General features: G+C 62.3%; 19 protein-coding genes and 1 tRNA gene. 15 read left to right on the plus strand and 5 right to left on the minus strand.

Annotated elements, in window-relative coordinates; all coding sequences use genetic code 11:
* Window positions 1-121 precede the first annotated feature (121 nt).
* The 6 genes from FJ960_RS09500 to FJ960_RS09525 all read left to right on the plus strand — a co-directional run bounded on the left by FJ960_RS09500 (window position 122) and on the right by FJ960_RS09525 (window position 7,108).
* Window positions 122-1,570, plus strand: a complete 1,449-nt coding sequence (locus tag FJ960_RS09500) for an XRE family transcriptional regulator (RefSeq protein ID WP_140713420.1) — start codon at window positions 122-124, stop codon at window positions 1,568-1,570.
* 136 nt (window positions 1,571-1,706) lie between these two features.
* Window positions 1,707-2,678 carry a DMT family transporter gene (locus FJ960_RS09505; protein ID WP_140713422.1) on the plus strand — a complete coding sequence of 324 codons (972 nt, stop codon included), beginning with the start codon at window positions 1,707-1,709 and terminating at the stop codon, window positions 2,676-2,678.
* 328 nt (window positions 2,679-3,006) lie between these two features.
* Window positions 3,007-4,104: a polyamine ABC transporter substrate-binding protein gene (locus tag FJ960_RS09510; RefSeq protein WP_140713424.1), complete on the plus strand. Its 1,098-nt coding sequence runs from the start codon at window positions 3,007-3,009 to the stop codon at window positions 4,102-4,104.
* A gap of 75 nt (window positions 4,105-4,179) precedes the next feature.
* The gene (locus FJ960_RS09515; RefSeq protein ID WP_140713426.1) at window positions 4,180-5,316 is read left to right on the plus strand and encodes an ABC transporter ATP-binding protein; all 1,137 of its coding nucleotides are present in this window, start codon (window positions 4,180-4,182) and stop codon (window positions 5,314-5,316) included.
* A gap of 8 nt (window positions 5,317-5,324) precedes the next feature.
* On the plus strand, window positions 5,325-6,293 hold the full coding sequence (locus FJ960_RS09520) for an ABC transporter permease subunit (RefSeq protein WP_140713428.1): 969 nt from the start codon (window positions 5,325-5,327) through the stop codon (window positions 6,291-6,293).
* Window positions 6,290-7,108 (plus strand): ABC transporter permease subunit, encoded by an 819-nt coding sequence (locus tag FJ960_RS09525; protein WP_015316315.1) that lies wholly within the window; start codon window positions 6,290-6,292, stop codon window positions 7,106-7,108. Before FJ960_RS09520 ends, FJ960_RS09525 begins: the two co-directional genes overlap by 4 nt.
* Window positions 7,109-7,132: 24 nt before the next feature.
* Here the strand turns inward: FJ960_RS09525 and FJ960_RS09530 are convergent, their stop codons facing one another.
* Window positions 7,133-8,986 carry an AsmA family protein gene (locus FJ960_RS09530; RefSeq protein WP_140713430.1) on the minus strand — a complete coding sequence of 618 codons (1,854 nt, stop codon included), beginning with the start codon at window positions 8,984-8,986 and terminating at the stop codon, window positions 7,133-7,135.
* A 204-nt stretch (window positions 8,987-9,190) separates the two neighbouring features.
* On the opposite strand from FJ960_RS09530, the gene FJ960_RS09535 reads away from it, so the two are divergent.
* Entirely contained in the window at window positions 9,191-11,149 is a 1,959-nt protein-coding gene (locus FJ960_RS09535; RefSeq protein ID WP_140713432.1) for an acetoacetate--CoA ligase, read from the plus strand.
* A gap of 240 nt (window positions 11,150-11,389) precedes the next feature.
* Here the strand turns inward: FJ960_RS09535 and FJ960_RS09540 are convergent, their stop codons facing one another.
* Window positions 11,390-15,367: a PAS domain S-box protein gene (locus FJ960_RS09540; protein ID WP_140713434.1), complete on the minus strand. Its 3,978-nt coding sequence runs from the start codon at window positions 15,365-15,367 to the stop codon at window positions 11,390-11,392.
* A gap of 248 nt (window positions 15,368-15,615) precedes the next feature.
* Between FJ960_RS09540 and FJ960_RS09545 the strand changes: the two genes are divergently transcribed.
* Together FJ960_RS09545 and FJ960_RS09550 are read left to right on the plus strand one after the other, a co-directional pair.
* The gene (locus FJ960_RS09545) at window positions 15,616-16,074 is read left to right on the plus strand and encodes a phasin (protein ID WP_140713436.1); all 459 of its coding nucleotides are present in this window, start codon (window positions 15,616-15,618) and stop codon (window positions 16,072-16,074) included.
* A gap of 350 nt (window positions 16,075-16,424) precedes the next feature.
* Window positions 16,425-16,501: transfer RNA gene (locus FJ960_RS09550), tRNA-His, on the plus strand.
* A 169-nt stretch (window positions 16,502-16,670) separates the two neighbouring features.
* Here FJ960_RS09550 and FJ960_RS09555 read toward each other — a convergent pair.
* Window positions 16,671-17,777, minus strand: coding sequence for a LysR family transcriptional regulator (locus FJ960_RS09555; protein ID WP_140713438.1), 1,107 nt, complete (start codon window positions 17,775-17,777; stop codon window positions 16,671-16,673).
* Here FJ960_RS09555 and FJ960_RS09560 point away from each other — a divergent pair.
* The 6 genes from FJ960_RS09560 to FJ960_RS09585 all read left to right on the plus strand — a co-directional run bounded on the left by FJ960_RS09560 (window position 17,776) and on the right by FJ960_RS09585 (window position 22,881).
* A complete protein-coding gene (locus tag FJ960_RS09560) occupies window positions 17,776-17,931 on the plus strand; it encodes a DUF1127 domain-containing protein (RefSeq protein WP_140713440.1) in 156 nt (51 codons plus the stop codon). The two genes, FJ960_RS09555 and FJ960_RS09560, sit on opposite strands and share 2 nt — an antisense overlap.
* Window positions 17,932-17,947: 16 nt before the next feature.
* Complete coding sequence (locus FJ960_RS09565; protein ID WP_246672681.1) at window positions 17,948-18,931, plus strand: aldo/keto reductase; 984 nt, start codon at window positions 17,948-17,950, stop codon at window positions 18,929-18,931.
* Window positions 18,932-19,570: 639 nt separating this feature from the next.
* On the plus strand, window positions 19,571-20,275 hold the full coding sequence (locus tag FJ960_RS09570; RefSeq protein ID WP_246672683.1) for a Crp/Fnr family transcriptional regulator: 705 nt from the start codon (window positions 19,571-19,573) through the stop codon (window positions 20,273-20,275).
* Between the two features lie 464 nt (window positions 20,276-20,739).
* Window positions 20,740-21,171, plus strand: a complete 432-nt coding sequence (locus FJ960_RS09575) for a DUF2231 domain-containing protein (protein ID WP_051442742.1) — start codon at window positions 20,740-20,742, stop codon at window positions 21,169-21,171.
* Window positions 21,168-22,517, plus strand: a complete 1,350-nt coding sequence (locus FJ960_RS09580) for a sorbosone dehydrogenase family protein (RefSeq protein WP_181174193.1) — start codon at window positions 21,168-21,170, stop codon at window positions 22,515-22,517. Before FJ960_RS09575 ends, FJ960_RS09580 begins: the two co-directional genes overlap by 4 nt.
* A 145-nt stretch (window positions 22,518-22,662) precedes the next feature.
* Window positions 22,663-22,881 (plus strand): hypothetical protein, encoded by a 219-nt coding sequence (locus FJ960_RS09585; RefSeq protein WP_140504671.1) that lies wholly within the window; start codon window positions 22,663-22,665, stop codon window positions 22,879-22,881.
* 161 nt (window positions 22,882-23,042) lie between these two features.
* Here FJ960_RS09585 and FJ960_RS09590 read toward each other — a convergent pair whose 3' ends face one another.
* Both FJ960_RS09590 and FJ960_RS09595 read right to left on the minus strand, forming a co-directional pair.
* The gene (locus tag FJ960_RS09590) at window positions 23,043-23,300 is read right to left on the minus strand and encodes a hypothetical protein (RefSeq protein WP_140504669.1); all 258 of its coding nucleotides are present in this window, start codon (window positions 23,298-23,300) and stop codon (window positions 23,043-23,045) included.
* Window positions 23,301-23,545: 245 nt separating this feature from the next.
* Window positions 23,546-23,962, minus strand: coding sequence for an HD domain-containing protein (locus FJ960_RS09595; protein ID WP_140713595.1), 417 nt, complete (start codon window positions 23,960-23,962; stop codon window positions 23,546-23,548).
* Window positions 23,963-24,048 lie beyond the last annotated feature (86 nt).

Genomic DNA, 24,048 nt, shown 5'->3' on the forward strand with positions numbered 1-24,048 from the left:
GGACATAAGGGAAAATCTGTGTTGTGTTTGACAGGAAGGCACTGTAAATTTGTCAATCCTGTAAAGACAAGCAGGCTGGGATCGCGGCTGATGTCGTGTAAATTCCTGTCAAGGATAGTCGATGGCTGATCAGAAGATTTTCGCCGGGCCGCGCATTCGCCGCATCCGCAACGCCAAGGGCCTGACCCAGACGGCAATGGCCGAGGGGCTCGGCATCTCGCCGTCCTATCTCAACCTGATCGAGCGCAACCAGCGGCCGCTGACTGTGCAGTTGATCCTGAAGCTGGCCTCCGTCTACAAGGTCGATCCGCACGACCTTCAGGGCGAGGCAAGGGGATCGGTCGCTGCCCTGAAGGAGGTGTTCACCGATCCGCTGCTGGTTGGCGAACTGCCGGGAGATCAGGAACTGATCGAGCTTGCCGAGGCGGCACCCAATGCCTCCGCCGGGGTGATAAAACTGTTCCGCGCCTATCGCGAGCAGGCCGAGCGGCTGTCCGACATCAACGAGCTTCTGGCGCGCGAGGGTCGGACGACAGCGCTCTCCGGCGCCCGCCTGCCGATCGACGAGGTGCGCGAGATTTTCGAGCGGCGGCCGAACCATTTTTCCTCGCTCGAGGAAGAGGCCGAGGCGTTCACGTCGGTGCTGGATCCCGGCGACGACCTCTTTGGCGCATTGAAGGCATGGCTGAAGCGCGAATATGGCATTGTGGTCAAGGTTCTGCCGGTCGCCACCATGCCGAACTGGCGCCGCCGCTACGACCGCCACTCGCAGCGCCTGTTCCTGTCCGAGCGCCTGTCACCATTCGACCAGTTGCGTGAAGTCGCGATGGAGGCCTGCCTGATCCGCATGACCGTCGCGATCGCCGGCGAGATCCAGGCGCTGAGGCTGGCCACGGACGAGGCGCGCCGCCTTGCCCGCTTCGAACTCGGCCGCTATGCCGCCCACGCGCTGATGATGCCCTATCAGCCTTTCCACGCGGCGGCCGTTCGCTCACGCTACGACATCGAAGTCCTGCGCTCGCGCTTTGGTGTCTCTTTCGAGCAGGCGGCAAACCGGCTGACCATGCTGCAGCGGCCAGGTGTTTCTGGCGTGCCCTTCTTCATGCTCGAGGTCGACAATGCAGGAAACCGCTTTCGCAAGGCCGGCAGCCAGGGCTTTCCGCAAAGCCGCTTTGGCGGCGGCTGTCCGAAGCTTCCCGTGCATGTCGCCTTCACCCAGCCCGGTCAGGTCTTCGTCGAGGCGGTGGAAATGCCTGATGGCGCCGAGTTCCTGTGCATCGCCCGCACGCTGGAGGGGCCGCAAGGCGCATTCTCCGAACGCCCGCGCCGCACGGCACTGCTACTCGGCTGCGACATCGGCTTTCGCGACGACATCGTCTATGGCGCGGTGCTGCCTGGCGCGGCAGTCGGCGCGAAGGTGGGGGCAGGCACCATCGCGGCGACGCCTGTCGGCCCGGCCTGCCGGCTTTGCGAGCGCGTCGGCTGCCTGGCGCGCGCCGAGCCGCCGGTGACGCGACCCCTCGGCCTCGACGAGATGGTGACCGGCCTGAGCGCGTTCGATTTTCAGTAACGCTGCGGCAAAGGTGCCACAATCGTCGCCGGTCTCTGGATCACCCGCGGCTTAAGTCTTTGCGTTACGTGAACAGAGTAGTTTTTTGTCGTCCCTTGCGCATCGTCCCGTCCACAAAAGCTCGACAGTCGCGCCCATGACAGACACAGCATCATCTCCGACCCTTGTTGCATCGACCGGCCTTGCTACCTCGACAGTCTCGCTGCGCGACGAACGCGTCGGCATGCTTCTGGTCTTCCTGTCAGCGCTGATGTGGAGTTTCGGCGGCACCATCGCTCGCTTCATCAGCGCCGGTGACAGCTGGACGGTTATTTTCTGGCGTTCCGTTTGGGCCGCCGCCTTCCTGCTCTGCTTCATGGTCTGGCGTGACGGCTGGCGCGGCATGGTGAAGTCATTCCGGGACATGGGCTTGCCAGGCATTGCTGTGGGATTCTGCTTCGCCATTGCCTCGACCTCGTTCGTCGTGGCGCTTGCCTATACAACCGTCGCCAACATCCTCTTGATGCAGGCCGGCGTGCCGCTCCTGGCGGCCTTGTTTGCCTGGGCACTGTTTCGCGAAAGAGTAACCGTCGCGACCTGGATGGCCATTGCCGCCGTTATCGCCGGCGTAGCCATCATGGTGTCGGAATCACTGGATGGTGCCGTCTCGCCCATAGGCGATGGACTTGCGTTGCTGATCGCGTTCATGTTCTCGATCGCCACCGTCATCACCCGGCGCTTCTCCAGCGTGCGCATGACGCCGGCGACCTGTCTCGGCACGATCCTGGCGGCGGGCTTGGCTGCCTCGCAAGCCTCGACCTTCATGGTGTCGGCCGGTGACATGTGCTTTCTCTTCGTCTTCGGCGTGGTCAATCTCGGCCTTGGCCTTGCTTTCTTCGCCACCGGCGCGCGCCTGATCCCGGCGGCGATCGCGGCACTGCTCGGCACGTTCGAGCCGATCCTGGGGCCGATATGGGTCTGGCTCATCCATTCCGAGGTGCCGTCCGGGCGCACCATGATCGGCGGCGCGGTGGTGGTCACGGCGCTGCTTGTCCATATTGGGCTGGAATTCAAGCGCCAGGCGCGGCCGCAGCGGGCTGGGGTCACCGGAGTGCCTTCGCCTAATTGATGCCGGCGCCGAAGCTTTGCCCATTGACAATGTCGCTGCCGCCCGGGCAGGCTGGGACTACGGCAACAACAAGACAGGCTTATCTTGCCAAGTCTCCCCGGCGGCTCGATCGAGACCGGACCACATTCTTGTATCTCTCTCCGCGCGGCGGCGAAAGCTTCTGACGGCACCGCAATTCCTTCCCGCCCCGAACGACCGGGTTGCCGCAGGCGGCGTGCCGGATGGCGCTTGTCGGCCTCTGGAAAGCTCAATAGTCTGAAGCAAAATGCCCGGCAGCGCGGCATGTCGCGACGCGCCGGCAATGGAACACTCACCAAAGGAGAATAGCATGATCCGCAAAGCGCTCTGGCTTTCGGCAACCTCGGTATTTCTGGCGCTTTTGACGCCCGCCGGTCACGCCGCGGACCGCGTCGTCAACGTCTTCAACTGGTCGGATTATATCGACAGTTCGATCATCGACGATTTCACCAAGAAGACCGGTATCAAGGTCGTTTACGATACCTTCGATTCCAACGAAATCCTCGAAACCAAACTGCTCGCCGGCGGCAGCGGCTACGACGTCGTCGTGCCGAGCGGCAATTTCCTGGCTCGCCAGATCCAGGCCGGTGTGTTTCAGAAGCTCGACAAGTCGAAGCTGCCGAACCTCGCCAACATGTGGGATACAGTTACGGAGCGCACCGCCAAATACGACCCCGGTAACGAATACTCGGTCAATTACATGTGGGGCACGGTCGGCATCGGTTACAACACCAAGAAAGTGCAGGCAGCGCTCGGCACCGACAAGATCGACAGCTGGGATGCTTTCTTCAATCCGGACAGCCTGGCCAAATTGAAGGATTGTGGCGTCTATGTGCTGGATTCTCCATCCGACATCCTGCCGGCGGCGCTGAAATATCTCGGTCTGGACCCCAACAGCACCTCGCCCGACGATATCGCCAAGGCCGAGGAAGCTCTTCTCAAGGTCCGTCCCTATATCAGGAAGTTCCACTCGTCCGAATACATCAACGCACTTGCCAATGGCGACATCTGCCTGGCGGTCGGCTGGTCGGGTGACGTGTTCCAGGCTCGCAACCGCGCGGTCGAGGCCAAGCAAGGCGTGGAAATCGGCTATTCCGTGCCGAAGGAAGGCGCCCAGATGTGGTTCGATCAGATGGCGATCCCCGCCGACGCGCCGCACGTCGCCGAGGCGCTTGAATTCATCAACTACATGATGACGCCGGAAGTGATCGCCAAGTCGTCGAACTATGTCCTTTATGCCAACGGCAACAAGGCATCGCAGCAGTTCGTCGACAAGGCGCTGCTCGACGATCCCTCGGTCTATCCGGACGCCGCGACCTTGCAGAAGCTCTATACCGTCCAGCCTTACGATCCCAAGACGCAGCGCATCATCACGCGCAGCTGGACCAAGATCGTCACCGGCCAGTAGGCAATCCGACGCGACCCCGGCAGCCAACTGCCGGGGTCGATTTCTTTTGAGGAATAAAAAGTACGGAGTGGGGATATGAAATCGCTTGGCAGCATCCGCAGGGACTTCGCGCCATGGAACGACCCGAAGGCCAAGCCATATATTCAGTTCGACGGCGTCACCAAGAGGTTCGGCGACTTCACCGCCGTCAACAATCTGTCGCTGACCATTTTCGAGCGTGAATTCTTCGCGTTGCTCGGCGCCTCGGGTTGCGGAAAGTCGACGCTGCTCAGGATGCTTGCCGGCTTCGAGGAACCGACAGCCGGTCGCATCCTGCTCGATGGTCAGGATCTGCGCGGCATTCCGCCCTATCGCCGGCCGGTCAACATGATGTTCCAGTCCTATGCCCTGTTCCCGCATATGACGGTCGAGAACAACATCGCCTTCGGCCTCAAGCAGGAGGGCATGCCGAAGCCCGATATCGAAAAGCGCGTCGCCGACATGCTTAAGCTGGTCAAGCTCGAGCAGTTCGCCAAGCGCAAGCCGCACCAGCTCTCCGGCGGCCAGCGCCAGCGCGTCGCGCTTGCCCGCTCGGTCGCCAAGCGACCGAAGGTGCTGCTGCTCGACGAGCCGCTCGGCGCGCTCGACAAGAAACTGCGCGAGGAAACCCAGTTCGAACTGATGGATCTGCAGCAGGAGCTTGGTCTCACCTTCGTCGTCGTCACCCATGACCAGGAAGAGGCGATGACGATGGCCGATCGCATCGCCATCATGGACAAGGGCGAGGTGATGCAGGTTGCGACACCGGCGGAGGTTTACGAGGCTCCGACGTCGCGCTTCGTCGCTCATTTCGTCGGCAACGTGAATATGTTCGAGGGCAAGGTTGCCGAGCGCACCGACAAGACAACACACATCACCGGCGCGACCGGAGCCCAGATCGTCGTCGAGAATGGCGCCGCCGCAACAGGCGCCGACATCATCTTCGCCATCAGGCCGGAAAAGATCAGGGTTTCGTCGAAGAAGCCGGCCGATGCCGTCAACGCGCTGGAGGGAGAGGTTTACGACATCGCCTATCTCGGCGACATGACCGTCTATCACGTCAGGCTGGATGACGGGCAGATCGTGCGGGCAAGCGCCATGAACGCGGCTCGTGTGACCGAGGATCCGCTGACCTGGAACGACCGTGCCTGGGTGTCCTTCCGGCCCGACGCCGGCGTCGTGCTGGCAAGGTAGGGGCGGGCATGTCCAATACCGCCGTCGCCGATGCCGCTGCGCCATCGACTGCCGCCAATCCGTTCCTGACGCGTTTGGGTGCCGGCTTCGTCAGCCGGCTCGTCATCATCGTTCCCTATCTCTGGCTGCTGTTCTTTTTTCTCATCCCCTTCGTTATCGTCTTCAAGATCTCGCTGTCGCAGACGGCTATCGCCATGCCGCCCTATACGCCGGTGCTCGATTTCAGGGACGGCGTTTCCGGTTTCTTCGCCGGCTTTCGCGACCTCAACTTCGACAATTATGTCTGGCTGACGCAGGACGCACTCTATTTCAAGGCCTACCTCACCAGCGTCGTCATCGCTGCCATCTCCACGGGGTTGACCTTGCTGGTTGGCTATCCCATCGCCTATGGCATGGCGCGCGCTCCGGCCACGATCCGCCCGACATTGCTGATGCTGGTCATCCTGCCGTTCTGGACGTCGTTCCTGATCCGCGTCTATGCCTGGATCGGTATTCTGAAGCCCGAGGGCCTGCTCAACCAGTTGCTCTTGTCGCTGCACGTCATCAATCAGCCGCTGGTGATCCTCAACACCTACACGGCCATCTTCATCGGCATCGTCTATTCCTACCTGCCGTTCATGGTGCTACCGCTTTATTCGTCGCTGGAAAAGATGGACTACTCCCTGATCGAGGCGGCCAAGGATCTCGGCTGTCCGCCGACCGCTGCCTTCTGGAAGATCACCTTTCCGCTGTCGCTGCCCGGCGTCATTGCCGGCTGCCTGCTGGTGTTCATCCCGGCCGTCGGCGAATTCGTCATCCCCGACCTGCTCGGCGGCTCGCAGACGCTGATGATCGGCAAGACACTGTGGAACGAGTTCTTCGCCAATCGTGACTGGCCGGTGTCGTCGGCCGTTGCCGTCATCCTGCTGTTGCTGCTGATCGTACCGATCGTCTTGTTCCAGCATGCCCAGGCCCGCGCGCAGGAGCAGGACAAATGAACACCACCTGGAGCCGCTTCAACATCACGTCGATCACGCTCGGTTTTGCCTTTCTCTATCTGCCGATCGTGCTGCTCGTCGTCTTCTCCTTCAACGAGTCCAAGCTCGTCACAGTCTGGGGCGGCTTTTCCACCAAATGGTACGTATCGCTGTTCCACAATCAGGGCCTGATGGACGCCGCGTGGGTGACCATCCGCGTCGGTCTGATTTCAGCGACGGTGGCCACGGTTCTCGGCACCATGGGGGCCCTGGCGCTGACCCGCTACACACGCTTCCGGGGCAGGGTCCTGTTCTCCGGCATGATCTTCGCACCATTGGTCATGCCTGATGTCATTACCGGCCTGTCGCTGCTCCTGCTGTTTGTCGCCATCGGCATGGATCGCGGCATGACGACCGTGATCCTCGCGCATATCACCTTCACAATGTGCTTTGTCGCGGTGGTCGTGCAGTCGCGGCTTGTCAGCTTCGATCGCTCGCTGGAAGAAGCCGCCATGGATCTTGGCGCACCGCCTGTGAAGACCTTCTTCCAGATCACGCTGCCAGTCATTCTGCCGGCGATCGTGTCCGGCTGGATGCTGGCCTTCACGCTGTCACTGGACGACCTGGTCATCGCCAGCTTTGCTTCGGGCCCTGGCGCCACCACGCTGCCGATGAAGATCTACAGCCAGGTCCGCCTCGGCGTGACGCCGGAGATCAATGCCGCCTGCACCCTCCTGATCGCGATCGTCACGGTTGGCGTGATCATCGCTTCGGTCGCCAACAAGCGGCGCGAGGTGCAGCGGCAGCTTGATGAGCGGGCCGCGCAACGCGGTTAGGAGCGGCGCTTCGGGCGCAAGGCGTTATTCGCCCGAAACGCCACGGCTGATGGGTGAAATGAACGGCGTGCTCCACGTTCCGCCGACGAAAAACGACGACTGGTTGGGCCCCTGCTGGCCGTTCTTTTGCGTTGCTGGCTGATCCGGCTGGATGACGCCGCCCGACAGCGCCAGTCCGCGTCCTGCGTAGGATGCGATGCCGGAAAGCCAGATCTTGTATTTCGCCGAATTGGCCTCCGCCTTGTCGAGTCTGGCCACACCTCTCGAAATGGTTGCCTTCACTTCGGCGCCATCGATGGGCAGCGTCCCGTCCGAGACATCGTCGAGCGCGAAGAAGCCGCCCTGTTCGGTATGCTTGAGAAAGGCCGGCAGGTTGAACTTGCTGAGCGCGCCAGGGCCGAAGGTCGCCGAGACCGAGCCGTCGGCGTTTTCAAAGATCGAATCCCAGGTCCTTCCCGGTCCCTTGAGGATGACCGAAACGGTGCCGGTGCCGACCGGCACCAGCCGGGTCATCCCGGCCGCGGTACCGAACGCGCCACCATCGACGTCGGAGGCCAGCAGCCGGATTTCGACCTGGGTGCCCTCGGGTTTTCGGTCGAAACGAAGGCTGGTCTGGATGTTGCCGCCAAAAGCCGAGGCGTCGGAGATGTCGAAGACGGAAAGACCGTCCTTGACCTGGGCGGTGGCCGCGACATCGGCAAGCTGGATACTCCCCGCCGTGGCACGGGCCGCCGACAGCCTGAGATCTAGATTGACCCGATCGGCGAAACTCGTGTCGACCTGACCCGGCTCGCCGCTGCTCGCCGGTCCCAGCGACGTGAAGGCGGACAGAAACGACCTGAGGTCGAGCGTGTCGAAGGCAAGTGTGCCCGAGATCACCGGTTGCGTCTCGCCAAGCGCCAGGTCCAGCGCGCCCATGCCCGGGTTGTTGTCCAGCGCCAGCGCCGTGTTTTCAAATTTGACGCGGCCGGCCGACGCCGTGACCTTGCTCGAAATGCTGACCGAGCCGATCGCCGCGCTCGGCGCGATGCCGGTCTGCGACCATTCCAGCACGCGGCGCAGCGAGGGCGCCGCGAATTTCACCTGGCCATCGAAATAGGCTTTTTCGGACATGTTGGCCGTGCCGTCGAAGGAGAAGGTGGCGGGCGCTGCCTTGAAGGACAAAGTGAGGGGTGCCATGCCCCCGGCAAACAGCACCAGGGGTCTCGGCGAGGCGGCATCCACGGTCACACTTTCGCCGCGCCAGATCCCGGTCGCGGACAATGTCGCATTGCTGTTCATCGCCGCCCAAGTAGCCTGGCCGCTAAGACTGCTCAGGATCTCCACATCCTTGCCTTTGACGGACGCCACCATGCGGCCATCCCTGAACTCCACGGTTCCGAAAGTGTCGTCGGGCAGCTTGTCCAGGTCGGGCTTGGCGGGGTCCGCGTTGACCAGGCCACGGGCCGCGTCGATGGAGCGCGCGATGCGCCCGCCGGTCGGCGCCGTGGGCAGGAATAGCCCGCCCGCCGTGCGTTGGACCCGGATCGTCGGCCGCACCAGCCGTGCCGTGGAAAACACCACATCGCCCTGCAATGCCGCCATCGCCGAGAGGTCGACCTCGACCCGTTCGGCTTCGACGACGGGCGGCGCATCGGCATCCGTCCACTTCGACAGCGTCACATCGGTCAGGATCGCGCGGAATTTCGGCCAGACCTCGATGCGCGGCGACCCCTCGATGGCAACCCGAAAGCCGCTCCAGGCGCTCAATTCCCAGGCGATGCGGTCACGCACGATCCGCGTCGAGGCAATCAGCGGCAGGGCCGCGACCACCAGAGCGATGACGATCGCGGCAGCGCCGATCGCCCATACTCCGCGGCGGATCAAGGATGATGGCATATAGCCCCGTATGCTTCCATTCCGACAAAAACGATCGTCCGACGGGTGTAACCCCTGTCGTCACTACGACTTAGGGCTGACGCATTTCAAGTCTTTATGGCCCGGCGATGGCATTTGCGCACACCTGACCGCGTCAGCCCAACAAAATCTTGCTCTGCTGCGCTGCGATATGCATAAGCGATGACGACCTTGGGAGGATCGATCATGGCTGGCGAAGTACCGCTCTGGACCCCGACGCAAGACCGGATCGATGCCTCGCCCTTGACCGTCTTCATGAAGGTTGCGGCAGCGAATACCGGCAGTCCATTTTCATCCTACGCCGACCTTCACCGCTGGTCGGTCGAGAACCGGGAATCTTTCTGGGATCTTGTCTGGGATTTCTGCGGTCTTGAAGGCGACAAGGGCGAACGACTGCTGCTCGATGGCGAGAAGATGCCCGGCGCTTCTTTCTTCCCCGACGCGTCGCTGAATTTCGCCGAGAACCTTCTGAAAAAAACCGGTGCCGGCGAGGCAATCGTCTTCCGCGGCGAGGACAAGGTCGAGAGGCGGCTGTCGTGGAACGAACTGCACGGCCTGGTCTCGCGCCTGCAGCAGCTCTTCCTGTCGCTCAAGGTGAAGAAGGGTGACCGTATCGCTGCGATGATACCCAACATGCCCGAAGCCGTCGCCGCCATGCTGGCCGCCGCCTCGATCGGTGCGGTGTGGTCATCCTGTTCTCCCGATTTCGGCGAGCAGGGCGTGCTCGACCGGTTCGGCCAGATCGAACCTGTCATCTTCATCGCGCCAGACGGCTATTGGTACAATGGCAAGGCGATCGAGGTCGCCGACAAGGTCAAGGCGGTCGCGGCCAAGCTCGGCAGCGTCCGCAAGGTCCTGCTCGTCGACTATCTCGGCACCTCCGCCGATGTTGCTGATACCATCGACAAGGCGGTGGCGATGGAGGAGGCGCTGTCGCCCTTCGCCGTCAAACCCGTCATCTTCGAGCGGCTGCCATTTTCGCATCCGCTCTACATCCTGTTTTCGTCCGGCACCACCGGCATTCCCAAATGCATCGTCCATTCGGCCGGCGGCACGCTGATCCAGCATGTCAAGGAACACCGGCTGCATGCCGGCCTCGGCGACGGCGACCGCTTCTTCTATTTCACGACCTGCGGCTGGATGATGTGGAACTGGCTGGTATCGGGTCTGGCCTCCGGCGCCACGCTGCTGCTTTATGACGGCTCTCCCTTCCACCCCGACGGCAACGTGCTGTTCGATTTCGCCGATGCCGAGAAGATGACCTTCTTCGGCACGTCGGCCAAGTTCATCGATTCCGTGCGCAAGGCCGGCCTCAAGCCGATCCGCAGCCATGATCTGTCGACGGTGCGCGCCATCTCCTCCACCGGGTCGCCGCTTTCCCCCGAGGATTTCCGCTTCGTCTATGACGGCATCAAGAAGGACGTGCATCTGGCCTCGGTTTCCGGAGGCACGGACATCGTCTCCTGCTTCGTCCTCGGCGTGCCGATCGAGCCGGTCTGGACCGGGGAGATACAGGGGCCGGGCCTCGGCCTCGCCGTCGATGTCTGGGACGATGACGGCAAGCCGGTCAGGCAGGAGAAGGGAGAACTGGTTTGCACCAGGGCTTTCCCGTCCATGCCGATCGGCTTCTGGAACGATCCCGACGGCAAGAAATACCAGGCGGCCTATTTCGAGCGTTTCGACAATGTCTGGTGTCATGGCGATTTCGCCGAATGGACCGATCATGGTGGCATGGTCATCCACGGCCGCTCGGACGCGACGCTCAATCCAGGTGGCGTGCGCATCGGCACGGCGGAAATCTACAATCAGGTCGAACAGATGCCGGAAATCCTGGAAGCGCTGTGCATCGGCCAGGATTTCGACAATGACGTGCGCGTCGTGCTGTTCGTGCGGCTGGCCGCGGGTGTCCAATTGGACGAAGACCTGGAAAAACGCATCCGCGCCAAGATACGCAGCGGCGCCAGCCCTCGCCACGTTCCGGCCAGAATCGTCGCCGTATCGGATATTCCCCGCACCAAGTCGGGCAAGATCACCGAACTCGCCGTGCGCGACGTCGTGCACGGCCGTGCCATCAAAAATAGGGAAGCGCTCGCCAACCCGGAAGCGCTGGAACTGTTCAGGAACCTGCCGCAACTCGCCGAGTGACCGGCATGGTTAACGAAATATGTCGCGCGAATTTACCTAGATTTCACGAGTGGTACACATTCGTAAATTTTTTGGCGACCCGGTAAGGACTTGTTAAGGCCCGGCCTCGATAGTCGGATGTAACTTGAGGGAGAAATCCCGTTCCTCAGCCCCCGAGGATCTGAATTCAGCTCAAGCCCCCGTTGTGACAGCAATCTCATCTCTTAAGGCGTCCTTTGGACGCCTTTTCTTTTGGGCTTGTTATTCCGCCAGCACCCGGGTCGAGGGGAACGCAACCTCCACCAGCGTGCCTTCGCCGGGCGTCGAATTGATGGTGAAGCGGGCACGGTTGGCTTCCACCATCGCCTTGGTCAGCGGCAGGCCAAGGCCGGTGCCGTCGCCGCGCCCGCGCTTCAGGGCGTTGATCTGCTTGAATGGCTTCAGCGCCTGCTCGATCTCGGACTGGCTCATGCCGATGCCGGTGTCACGCACCCGCATGACGACATCGCCCGAGGTCTCGTAGGCGGTCGAGACGATCACCTGGCCGCCGGCCTGGGTATAGCGGACGGCGTTGGACAGGATGTTGAGCGCGATCTGGCGCACGCTGCGCAGGTCGGCCACCACTTCCGGCAGCCGTGAGGCGAAGCTGGAGCGGATGATGACCCGTTCGCGGTTGGCCTGCGGCTGCATCATCGCCACGGTTTCGGCCAGCGTATCGTTGAGCGACACCGCCTCATAAGCCATTTCCTGCTGGCCGGCCTCGATCTTCGAGATGTCCAGGAGGTCATTGACCAGATCGAGCACGTGGTTGCCCGAGCGGTTGATGTCGCGCAGATAGTCGCGGTAGCGGTCATTGGCGACTGGCCCGAACTTCTCGTCGACCATCAGTTCGGAAAAACCGATGATGGCGTTGAGCGGTGTGCGAATCTCGTGGCTGATGCGGGCGAGGAAATCGGTCTTCTGCGAGGAAGCGCGTTCGGCCACCGCACGCGCCTGGGTGAGGTCCTCCTCGGCTCGCTTCCACTGCGTGATGTCGCGCACCACGGCGCAGAAGCCGCTGTCGTTGGGCAGCCGGCCGATGGTCATGAACAGCGGGATGAAGCGCCCCTGTGCTTCGCGGCCGATCACCTCGCGGCCATCATTCAAGACGCTCGCCACGCCAGGCTCCAACAGGCCAGTGAGATAGTCGCGCGCCGCGCGCTGGCTCTCGATCGCAAACAGCGAGGCGAACGGCTTGCCGGTCACCTCGTCGCTGTCGAAACCGAACAGCGCTTCGGCCGGGCGGCTGATCGAACGGATGGTGCCGTCGCTGCCGATCAGCACGACCCCGTCTGTGGCGGTGTCGATGATGGTGCGCATCTCGGCGATGCGTGCCTTGAGCTCTGAAATATCGGGCTGCGTTGGCTCCTCGCCGATCACGTGCAGGGCCACAGGCGCATCATCCTCGCCGGAGCGGCGCACGACCAGCATCAGGGCCTTGCCGTCGCGCCAGGGCACGGAGCGCAGGATGGCGTCGATAGGGAATTCCTGTCCATCGCGCGTCTTCAGCCGCAGCGCCCGGTCGCTGCCATCGGAGGCGTCGTCATCGGCATAAGGGTCGGCGAACAGAGCGCCGAGGCCGCCCGCATCCTCCAGGTCCTCCAGTGTCGCGTACCCGGTCAGATCGAGGAATTCCTCGTTTGCATAGTGCAACTGGTCGCCCGAATGGATGATGAGCGGCACCGGCAGCTTGCCGAGCAGCGATGTATCCGGCGTCTTGTTTTCGGTGCCGGCGGAAAAAGCCGACGGCATGAACCCTTCGGTTTTGAGCGGCGGCACCTGCAGGCGCGGCCGCTCGGCAAATGTCTCGGTCGCCTCATGCCTGCCGCCGGTTCCGCCGGTGGTCGCAATCGTTTCCTCGCCGGCCCAGTCCTCATCGTCCTCGGCGTCGCGAAAATCGTCTGACGTCATGCTGTCGTCATCGGCCGGCGGTGCCTTGGCAGGTCCTGCCTGCGCTGCCGCCTCGCCATCCCCGATTATCTCCTGTGCCTCGGGCGCTGACGCCTCGTCGCTGCCGTCGGCGGTACGGGCAGGCTCGTCCTCCTTATCGGCATAGTCGAGCAGGGAGCCCGAAGCCCTCGGCGGCGGGGATTCGGAGCTCGGCGCCTGTTGTTCGACCTGGTCCGGCTGCGCACCGTCGAGCCGCGCCAGATCCCTCTGATCCTCGGCATCGCCCGGGGAAGGTTCGCCCGCACCCGGCTTGTCTTCAGCATCGGGCGCTGCCATCTCATGCGCCGGGCCGGTCACTGGTTCCTGGGTCGAATTTGTTGGCTCGGCATCCGGGGTGGCGATGTCCACCGGCGGTTTCGTATCGGTCGCGGGTTTGGTCGCGTCGTGCGGCTCCGGCAAAGAGCCTGTTCCGGCACCTGGTTCCGCTTGCCTTGCCGGCTCGGCTGGTTTGGCCGCCGGCGGCTCTGCCGTGGAACTTTCTTTCTTCAGACGCTCGCCGATCTCGCGGAACGCGCTGCGCTCCAGCGTTGACAGCCCCTTGTCGTTGGCCGGCTGCCGGTGTTCGGCCAGCCGGATGACCTTGTCGGCGAAGCGCCGCTCCGGTTTGGGTACTATCGTCAGCGCCGGCACTTCGCCCTTGAACGGATCCGATGCCTTTGGCTCTTCAGCCTTCGGCTCCTCAGGCAGTGTCTCCACGGCCTCCGGTTTCTGTGCCCCCGGCATCTCGCCATTGGGCACCAATGCCATGCCGATCGCTTCCGGATCGACCACCGCATCCCCGGTTCGCGCTACGCCGAAGCCGCGGAAGCCTTCGAAGGCGCGGCTGCGGCCATAGACGGGCAATGCCGCCAGGTCGACCGGGACCTTCAGGTCGGTGCCGACGACGGGCCACAGCACCGAGCGGCCGGACCAGGTGTCGCGCCGCTCCAGCAGGCCGGCAATCTCGCCGGACGCATCAAGGCCGAAAGCCGCCGCGACATCCCTGAAGCGTCGGCCGATCACGTCGGCGGCCGGATGACCGACGACATCGGCGAATTCCGGTGACAGCGCGCTGAACTTGCCCTCGGCGTCGGTACGCCAGACAAAACGTATCGGTGCCGCCGAGCGGTCTATCGTCCGGGTGGCCGAAGCTGTAGTCGGAGCTGCCGGGGAGGCGACCTCGTCCTGCTTCACGCTGTCCGCCGAAGCCTCGGTGCCGGCCGCCTCGGCCACGCTTTTCGGTTCCGCGTCGTCTTCTCCGGCATTGAAATACCAATGATCGTGCTGTGCCGGCGTGCCCGCCGGTTGGTCATTGTCGGCGGCGACCGGTGCCGGCGCGGCCGGCTCCTCGATCTCCGGCTTTGCCTGTTCCGGCATATCGCCAGCGACGGGCTCGGAAGGGGCGGGCTCCTGTTCCATTTTGGCCGCCGTCGGCTGTTCGACCGCCTCTGTCCGCGAAACATCGGCTGTCGGCTGCTTGTCCTGCCGAGACCCGGATTCTACAGCGGCGGTTTCCGCCGCCTCCATTGTGCCGCCAATCTCCTTGGCAGGGTTTTCCGTTGCCGCGGGCAAGCCGTCCGCCGAAGCCGCCGCGCCAGATGCGCTGTCCTCCAGTTGATCCTCGTCGATCACCACCAATAGATGCCGCTCCGGCGTCAGCCGGGCGAGGCCCGCCGGGTAGGAGGTCCTGCCGCCGGGAACGAGGCGCTTGACGATGCGCTCGCCCTCTGCCGCGACGTCGGCCACCAGGGCCGCCAGTGTCGCGGGCTGGATGCCGAGCGCCGAAAATCCCTCCGAGGCGGACTCGATATTGCCCTTGGCATCGATGAAGGCAATGAAATGGCCGTCTTCGGTCAAGCCACTGATCGCCCGGCTGGCGATCTCGGCCGCACTGCGCGAGCCGGTCTGCGCCGCCGGCACGGCCAGCATGATGGCATTCTCGCCATCGGGCAGCGTCACGGCACTGGCAAGAAAGCCGACGGCGCGGCTGGTCACGCCGGTCGCCAGGCGCACCGTGATCGAGCGATCGCTGCCGATCTGCGGGAAACTGCTGGTCGCCATGATCTGACGGCGCGCGATCAGCGGCAGCCGCGCCGAGGCGCCGATGATCGCTTCGATATCAGGATAACCGAAGATGGCGGCGCCCGGCCCATTGGCCCAGATCACCTGCTCGAGGTCCACCGACAGGATCGCGATCGCGTCGCCGGCGGCAAACCGCTGGCGGACCGCGTCGAGTACGGCGACGTCAAGGAAGGAATATTCGGACGGCATGCGCTTGGCGAACCCTCACGGAGCGGCGAATTTGCAGTTAACGCTTTGTTAATAAAAGCCGCAGCCACGAAGGTCCACAAGCCAGAACGTGCAAAGGCTGAATTTTGGCTGTTTGGTTAACGGCCGAAAATATTTTTTTGTGCACTGCAACAATGATATTGCAATGCACAAAAATTGCCTTTATATTGCCATCATACATGAACGAGACGGCTTTCTGTCAAAGCCGCTGCCGCTGAAAAGGATGGAAAATGTCCAGGACCAAGACTGCCGAGACCATCGAAAACGTTGAATTCCCGAGCTTCGACGCTTCCAAGGCCACCGACCAGATGCGCGCTTTCGCCGAAAAGGGCGTTGAGCAGTCGAAAGAGGCCTACGCCAAGCTCAAGACCGGCGCCGAGGAGACCCAGAAGGCCCTGGAGTCGAGCTATGAAACCGCCAAGACTGTTTCCAGCGATCTGTCGCTCAAGACCATCGCGGCGCTGCGCGCCAACGCCGAGGCCGGCTTCTCGCATCTCGAAGCCCTGATCGGCGCCAAGTCGCTGTCGGAAGTCGTCGAGCTGCAGACCGCCTTCCTGCGCAAGCGCGTCGAGCTGACCGTCGAGCAGGCCAAGGACTTCCAGGCTGTTGCCTCCAAGGCGGCCGAGGATGTCTCGAAGCCGATCAAGACCGCCTTCGAGAAGGCGATCAAGGAAATCAAGGCCGCCTAATAATTGCGCATCGTCCGCGGATGCAACAAAAGGTCGCATTTTGTCGGACAAATAGATGTGAGATAGTGACGGTCAAGCGAATACCCGGCGGGTGGAACCTCCTCCCTTCACCTCCGGGGTGACCAGCCAGCACCTCCTCCCGCTGGCTCGTAACAGGAAAAGGCCGGCACCTCCTCCCGCCGGCCTTTTTCTTTGCCCGGCGAAAGGTGCACCGCTGTGGGGAAGTGGCCTTTGCTTTGCAAAAGCCTTGAATTAGAATTCATAAGCCCGTAAGGACGCATCGCCGAACGACAGAGCGGATCGCGGAGAATGAACCTTCCACCTCGATCCCGCTACCAACGTTAAGACGTGCCGTTGTAGCTCAGATGGTTAGAGCGCCGGATTGTGGATCCGGAGGTCGCTGGTTCGATCCCAGCCAACGGTACCATCGGGTTTCCGTTAATTAGTTGAATTTACTGTCTAACCCGGCCGCGTATGTCGAAATCCCACGCGATCGCGCATTTTGTGCTGTCTATTGTGCTGCAAATGACGCCTGGGAAGACATCGCGAAGCGCAAGACCCTGACGGCTTCCTGCGGCCGAGGCATCGTGCTGGCCTTACCGGATCGGCGTCTTGCCGCGAAACAGCGGCTGGTGCGCCCGCATCAAGGCGGTAATCCGGTCGGCGACTTTTCGTACCGGCGGGGAGTGACGTTCCTCGTGATGGGTAACGATCCATTGGTCGGTTTCGAGTTCGGCGATAGGCTGAGCGACGCGAACCAGCCGCGGATCGCTGTCACCCACGAAGCACGGAAAAATCGAAAGGCCGGCGCCGGCGGCCACCAGTTCGCGTACCGAATGGCTGTTGTTGCCGCGCACGGCGATGCGGTCGCCATGATGGGCTTGCAGCCAGCGCGCCGAAGCAATGTTTGCTCCTTCGCCGGTGACGCCGACAAACAAGCCGGCGGCGATGCCGTTGATCAGCTGGCGTCCGGAATAAATGGCGTGGGCGACCTTGCCGCTCTGGCGACCGGCCAACCACTGTTCGGTCGGGCGCTCGCTGCGGATGCCGATGTCGGCGGCACGGCGTCCGATATCGACCCTGTCGGTGGTGGTGACGAACTCCACCCTTATGCCGTCATCGACCGTCCAGATATCGCCGATATGGGCGCAAACGAAGGCCGAGGTCCATGGCCCGGCCGAGACGCGGACAATGCGATCAGGCAGGCTTCCCTCCCGCCAGCGGGTCAGCGACTGCATCGCTGCCTCGACATCTTCGGCGCGCCGCAGCAGTTCTTCACCGACCGGGGTCAGCCGGTAGCCGGTCTGCTGACGCACGAACAGCGGTTCGCCGATCTGCTTTTCGAGCGCGGTGACGCGTCGTCCAAGGGTGGCCGCGCTGAGGCGCGTGGTTGCCGTCGCCGCGCTCAAGCCACCAAGCCGCGCAACGTCTAGAAATAACCTCAGATCGTCCCAGCCGATATCCATTTTGCAGAAATGAAAGACTCCTTGCGACCGTGGCTGTAGCGCGAAGCGGGCGTCGCACGCAAGTATGCGGGCATTGGAGGTGTTGGACAATCCTGCCTGGCGGAACAATGAGAAGCGCCTCGGCTGGCCAAGAAGCCAGCGCAACCCTTTCGATCGCGCAGGCGCTTGGCGCGGATGCTTTGCGCTTTCGATCAGCCACGCGCGAGGGATATTCCGCGCGCCAAAGGAGACGATCATGTTGCATGAATTTCGACACCGCTTCGCCCGCTGGCTTGCCTATCGCCAGACGCTTGCGAGCTTGCGGCATGTCCCTGACAGCACGCTGGCGGATGCCGGCATTTCTCGCGAAGAAATCCGCGAGCGTGCCCGCTACGCCGGCCTGCGTCGTTGAGCCAATGGAGGCGGGCATGCAGATGATGAAGCTTTGGGATGGCCGCTCGGTACCGCGCATCGGCATCGGCACCTGGGCGGCGGGTGGCGCGGCGCGCTGGCATGACACGGCGACCATCTATGGCGAGGTCGACGACGTCAGGTCGCAAGCCGCGTTGGCGATGGCCTATGACATCGGCGCGCGAGTGTTCGACACGGCTGCCGCCTATGGCGCCGGCAATGCCGAGCTGATCCTTGGGCGGGCGTTGAAGGGCAAGGACGAAGCGCTCATCGTCACCAAGGTCGGCTATTTCGGCGATCCCGAAACGCGCAAGATCGCTCCCGAGGATGCCTCTGCCGCGGCGATCCGGACTTCGATCGACAATTCGCGGCAGCGGCTGAAGCGCGATTGTATCGACGTCGCGCTGCTGCACATCAACGAGTACCCGATCGAGCGCGCCGGCGAGGTGTTCGATACGCTCGGCCTGCTGCACCAAGAGGGCAAGATCGGCGGCTTCGGCTGGAGCACCGATCACCACGAACGGCTTGCCGCCTACGCGCCGCGCGAGGGTTTCGTGGCTGTGGAGAATGACTTCAATGTGTTTACCCCGGCAAACGAGCTGATGGCCGTTGCGGCGCGCGAGAACCTCGTCTCGTTCAGCCGGCTGCCGCTGGCAATGGGGCTGCTCACCGGCAAATACACGCCGGCCATGAAGCTGCCCGCCGATGACGTGCGCGGCGGGAATGCCGAATGGATGGTGTTTTTCAGGGATGGCGCCGCCAACCCGCACTATCTGTCAAGGCTCGCGGCAATCCGCGACTTGCTCACCTCGGGCGGACGCACGCTTGCCCAGGGCGCGCTCGGCTGGATCCTCGCCAAGTCGGCAATTGCCTTGCCGGTTCCCGGTTTCACGCGGCCCGAGCAGGTCGAGGACAATCTCGGTGCGCTGGAAAAAGGGCCGCTGCCGGCAGCGGTGATGGCCGAGATCGACGCCGTGCTGAATATTGCCGAGACCGGCTGACATTGCAGTCCGAAATTCGCGTCACCTCGGAGCAGAACTGCACACCGAGCTGATGCCGATTGAAAATCGGCGAATGTCATCTGCAAAGAGCTTCTGGGCGAAGACAACCAGGCACGGTTAAACCGCCAGAACGGGCTCGGTTCGAATTGATTCGCCAAGTTCAGTCCGAAGGCGTACAAAAAGGGGGTCGTCAGCAGCACAGTATGGGCATTGACGCTTGGGAGCGACCATCGCACTCCTGCCCAGGGTGAGGCTAGGATGTCATGGCGAAAGACCCTGAGCGCCCCGGTCTAGCGGCCGAAGCCGTGCGTACACTTGCCCGGGAATCGGGCGCTACCGAACAGCAGATACGTGACATAGTATCGTTGATAGGGTTCGACCGCTCCTCGATCCTCAGGGAAGCTCGCCTTCTGGCGAAGGATCGATAGCCGACGAAACCTGCGATTTGTCCACAGCAGCTACTGTCGGTTTCATACCGACACGGCCGCCCGCCTAGTGCTGGCCGGGTGGGACAGTCTATGTTTTGCCACCGTCGTTCGAGGGGCGCGGCCGGCCGAGAGATCCTAGTGCTCTTGCCCAAGTGGAGAGCATCTCGTGGATCACAAGGTTCTGCAGGCCAGGAGCGAGTTGTTGCGCCGGATGAGCGCGGACGATTTCGAGCGGCTGCGGCCACATCTCAAGAGTGTTTTCCTGGAGTTGCGCTCACCGTTGGAGAACGAAGGCCAAAAGATCGAGGCGGTCTATTTCTTGGAGAGTGGCATCGCATCGGTTGTGGCCAAGGCTTCGGCGACGGCGGAAGCAGAAGTGGGAATAATCGGCTTTGAGGGCATGACCGGTTCGGCGCTGATCATGGGCGACGAGCTGGCAAGCTTCGATTGTTACGTCCAGTCGACGAGCGAAGCGCTGCGGATGAGCGCCGCGCCATTCGTCGAAGCCTTGGAAGACAGCCCTACCTTACGGCCGTTCCTGTTGCGCTACGTCCAGTATCTCCACATCCAGACGAGCTACACCGCGTCGATCAACGCGCGGCACAGTCTTGAGGTCCGGCTGGCGAGATGGCTTCTGATGTGCAGCGACCGGACCGTCGGTGACAGGCTTATGATAACCCACGAGTTCCTTTCCGTCATGCTGGGCGTCAGGCGCCCGGGGGTCACCGTGGGGCTTCAGACAATCGAGAGCCATGGCTACATCCGAGCCCGCCGCGGCGAAATCACGATCCGGGATCGGAAAGGTCTCATGACGCTGGCACGGGACTCTTACGGCCCTCCCGAACTGCAATACCGTCGGCTGGTCGGAGATCTCGGTTCAAAGAACCCTTCTAGGCAGGATCGTCCGCCCACCTGACCGCCACCATTGCCGGGGTTGGTAGGCCGGATTGTGGTGCGGGAATGGCCGACGCGATAATGCCCGTTTGACGGCACATTGCCTAAGCTCGCGTCGGCCATTGCGGCATGGGGATGCCGCCTAGCCAATCTAGTGATCAAGGGATGGTCGACAACAAAGGTCAAATTGTTGGTAAGAAACGTACGAAGCTGAACTTTGTCTGCGCCGATGGGGTGCCACGCAAGCCTGGCGCATCGCACTCTCGGGATAGAACATAACTTCCCGCCGCTGGCCGAGCGCCGTTACCCCGTCACGTTGCCGACGTTAGCCGTAGTCCCTTCGCATGCCGGCACCTCGCCGGCGCTGCTCATAGCCGACACCGGTCAGGCAATCACAAGTCCTTGAACGCAAACTGTTCCCGGAACATCTCAACTCCAGGTTTGTTTGGAGCCCCAGATGCTATCTGGAGCAGGGCGGAGAAATCCATGGTCAATTCCCGATCGATGCCGGTGGTCACCAGGCGCCCGATCTATCGGGCGCCAATGGCGATCGCCAATGCCTGTTTCATCGGCACGCTGCTGACCGACCTCGCCTATTGGCGGACCGCGGAGATGATGTGGACCGATTTTTCCGCATGGCTGTTGTTAGCCGGTCTGGTGATGGGAGCGCTTGCGGTAATTGCGGCCCTTGTTGATCTCTTCACCGGTCGAATGTTCCCAGTGCGCTGGGTCTATCTGCTCGGCAGCCTGGTAGTTCTTGTCCTTTCGTTCTTCAACGCGCTGGTGCACAGCCGTGATGCCTGGACGTCGGTTGTGCCGACGGGGCTCATCCTCTCCGCAGCGGCCGTGATCGTCTTGCTTCTCGTGTGGCTGCTGCGATGGAGCACGGGCCGCGCTCCCGGGGAGGTGGTCGAATGAGCGCCATGCAGGTTTCCGACAGACACATCCGGCGTGCCGTGGGGTTAGGTCTGCTGTGCGGATCGCTTCTGGCATTGCCTGCCTGTAGCGACGACGACCCAGACCCAAGCGGCCAGGTCGGGCCGAACCCGACACTGCCTGAACCGACGCAATATCTTGTTCCGCCGATGCATGTCGCTTCGATCATTGGCTGGAAACAGGACGAGAAACCAACGGTTGCGAAGGGTTTGCAGATCCAGGCATTCGCCAAGGGATTGAAGCATCCGCGCTCGCTCTACACCTTGCCGAACGGTGACGTTCTGGTGGTCGAGTCCGTGGCGCCGCCCGGCGCCGCTATCAAACGCCCGAAGGACCTGATCATGGGCTGGATCGAGTCCATGGCGACGGGAGGCGGCGGCACCGAGGGTAGCAACCGCATAACCTTGCTGCGCGATACGAACGGCGATGGTGTGCCCGATCTCCAGAACGTCTTCCTCGACCATCTCAATTCGCCCTTCGGCGTGGCTCTGGTCGGCAACGACCTCTATGTGGCCAACACGGATGCCATCGTGCGCTATCCCTACACGCCAAGCGATACCAAGATCACCGCCCCTGGCACCGTGCTTACGCCGCTGCCCGGCGGTCCGATCGATCACCACTGGACCAAGTCTCTCGTCGCCAGCCCGGACGGATCGCTGCTTTATGTCGGGGTCGGCTCCAACAGCAACATCACGGAGAACGGCATCCAGGCGGAGAAGGACCGCGCCGCCATCTGGGAGGTCGACAGGGCGACAGGCCGTTCGCGCATTTTCGCAAGCGGGCTGCGCAATCCCAACGGTTTGAGCTGGGAGCCGCAGAGCGGAGCCCTTTGGGCCGTTATCAACGAGCGCGACGAACTCGGTCCCAATCTGGTTCCCGACTACATGACTTCGGTCAAGGACGGCGCGTTTTATGGCTGGCCATACAGCTACTATGGTCAGCATGTCGATCCGCGGGTGATGCCGCGGCGGCCGGACCTGGTCGCCAAGGCGATCCCCCCAGACTATGCACTGAGTTCTCATGTCGCGCCCCTGGGCCTGGCATTTTACACCGGCACCAATCTGCCCGAATCCTATCGCAACGGCGCGTTTGTCGGCGAACATGGCAGCTGGAACCGAAAGCGCTTCAACGGCTACAAGGTCGTTTTCATACCGTTCAATGGAGGTCATCCCGACGGCAAGCCTCAGGACGTCGTCACCGGTTTCCTTGACAATGACAACAAGGCACATGGGCGGCCCGTGGGCGTTGCTGTCGACAAGGCCGGTGCTTTGTTGATTGCGGACGATGTTGGAAACACCGTCTGGCGCGTGACTGCCGCACCTCGGTAGCCGTTTTCGGATTGTATGCGCAGGCAAGGCGCGTGATGATCTTGGCACGACTTGGTAAAAATCGTACAGTGAAAAGCCATCAAATCAAGCGCTTCTAAATACCTGCCACGCCGATATGGGCGGCGAGTCGGACGGACGAACGGCCATGTCGACAAATCCCGAACCGACCAATGTCGCCACGTCGGTGGACGCCATTCTCGATGAGTTGCAGGACAGCCCTTTCCCGTCGATGCAAGCCGCCATAGCGATCCTGCGGAAGCGGACCGGCACAGAGCGATCGGATGCCGATCTGAAAGGCTTGATCACCAAGAAAGCTGCTGTGCGGGGCATTCAGCTTTTTGACGAGGGCAGTACCGCAAATTGAGCCCAAGGCTGCTCATCTAGGTTCGTTATTGATGGATGTCGCTCGCGACGAAATGCCGGATCGCGATCTGGTCAAAATCAAAGGTGTGCAATGACGCGGGCGCCCAGGTGTTCGGGCATCGCTTATCCTGACTGCCGAACGAAGCGCGTGACCTTGATCGGTCAGCGTAGGAGCCGCTGTGGAATTTCCACCACATTCTCCGATCCGGGCAGCTCAAAGGCCATGGCCAACCGACGCAAGGAGGCCATTTCCACGATCAGCTCTTCGATCGAACGATCCGGCAAACCCGTCTTCACTTTCTGCCTTACCCTTGCTGTGAGTTCATGAACCCGGACAGGCACGAAAAGCGCGCTGTCGTCCAGCAATCTGCTGATTTCGATCACCACATCGGCGTCAATGTCTTTCGGCAATTCCCGCATGGGCGTCACCTTGGTCTCGAAGCGTCCCGAAGGCGATCAGGCATTGCGCCAGAAGGCATGCCGGACGCGGATCGATCTCCAGATTCATAAAACCACCCGCCCGGCGTGTCACGATAAAACATCTGTACGAAAATAACCGAACCGGCTGGCTCGCGTAATCCACACGTCTTGCCCGAAATCGCGGGCTACGGCATCGGCGCATGCCGCACACCATGGCTCAATTGCCGTCAGCATCCGGGCGCCTGTCACCTGGTGAACTCGTCATCAAGAATGCGCAACGCCTCTTCGTATTTGGCCGTGGGTGCTCCGATCTGCCGCGATTGCCAGATATTGTCGGTCAGATCAGCCCGTTTTACCGGCAGCGCCAATGGGTTCGATCCAGCCCGCCGCACGAATGTAAAATAGTCCTCGCCGTCTCTGCGCGTCATGGCGTCGACCGCGGCGGCGATCGTCGGTCCAAAGCCCGCCTCTTCAAGCCTGGTCCGGCTCCAGCCTTCGCCTTTTTCCAGAACGTCGTGCAGATAGGCGACGACTTTCTGGTCCATCGTCTCGACAGCGTCGACCACCCGACGGCAATGATCGATATAGGGGCCTCCTGTCTTGTCGTGCTGCGATGCATGGGCCTGCTCCGCAATCTTGGCCGCCCGATAGAAAATACTCATGGCATCCATCTCCGCCTTGCCCCCGCGAGCCGCAGCCTTCAGGCACCAATACCGCTCCCTGGTTTCGCGGTGCGGCAAGTCCATGC

The organism is Mesorhizobium sp. B2-3-11 (genome assembly GCF_006442215.1).
In the GTDB taxonomy this organism is placed as follows: domain Bacteria; phylum Pseudomonadota; class Alphaproteobacteria; order Rhizobiales; family Rhizobiaceae; genus Mesorhizobium; species Mesorhizobium salmacidum.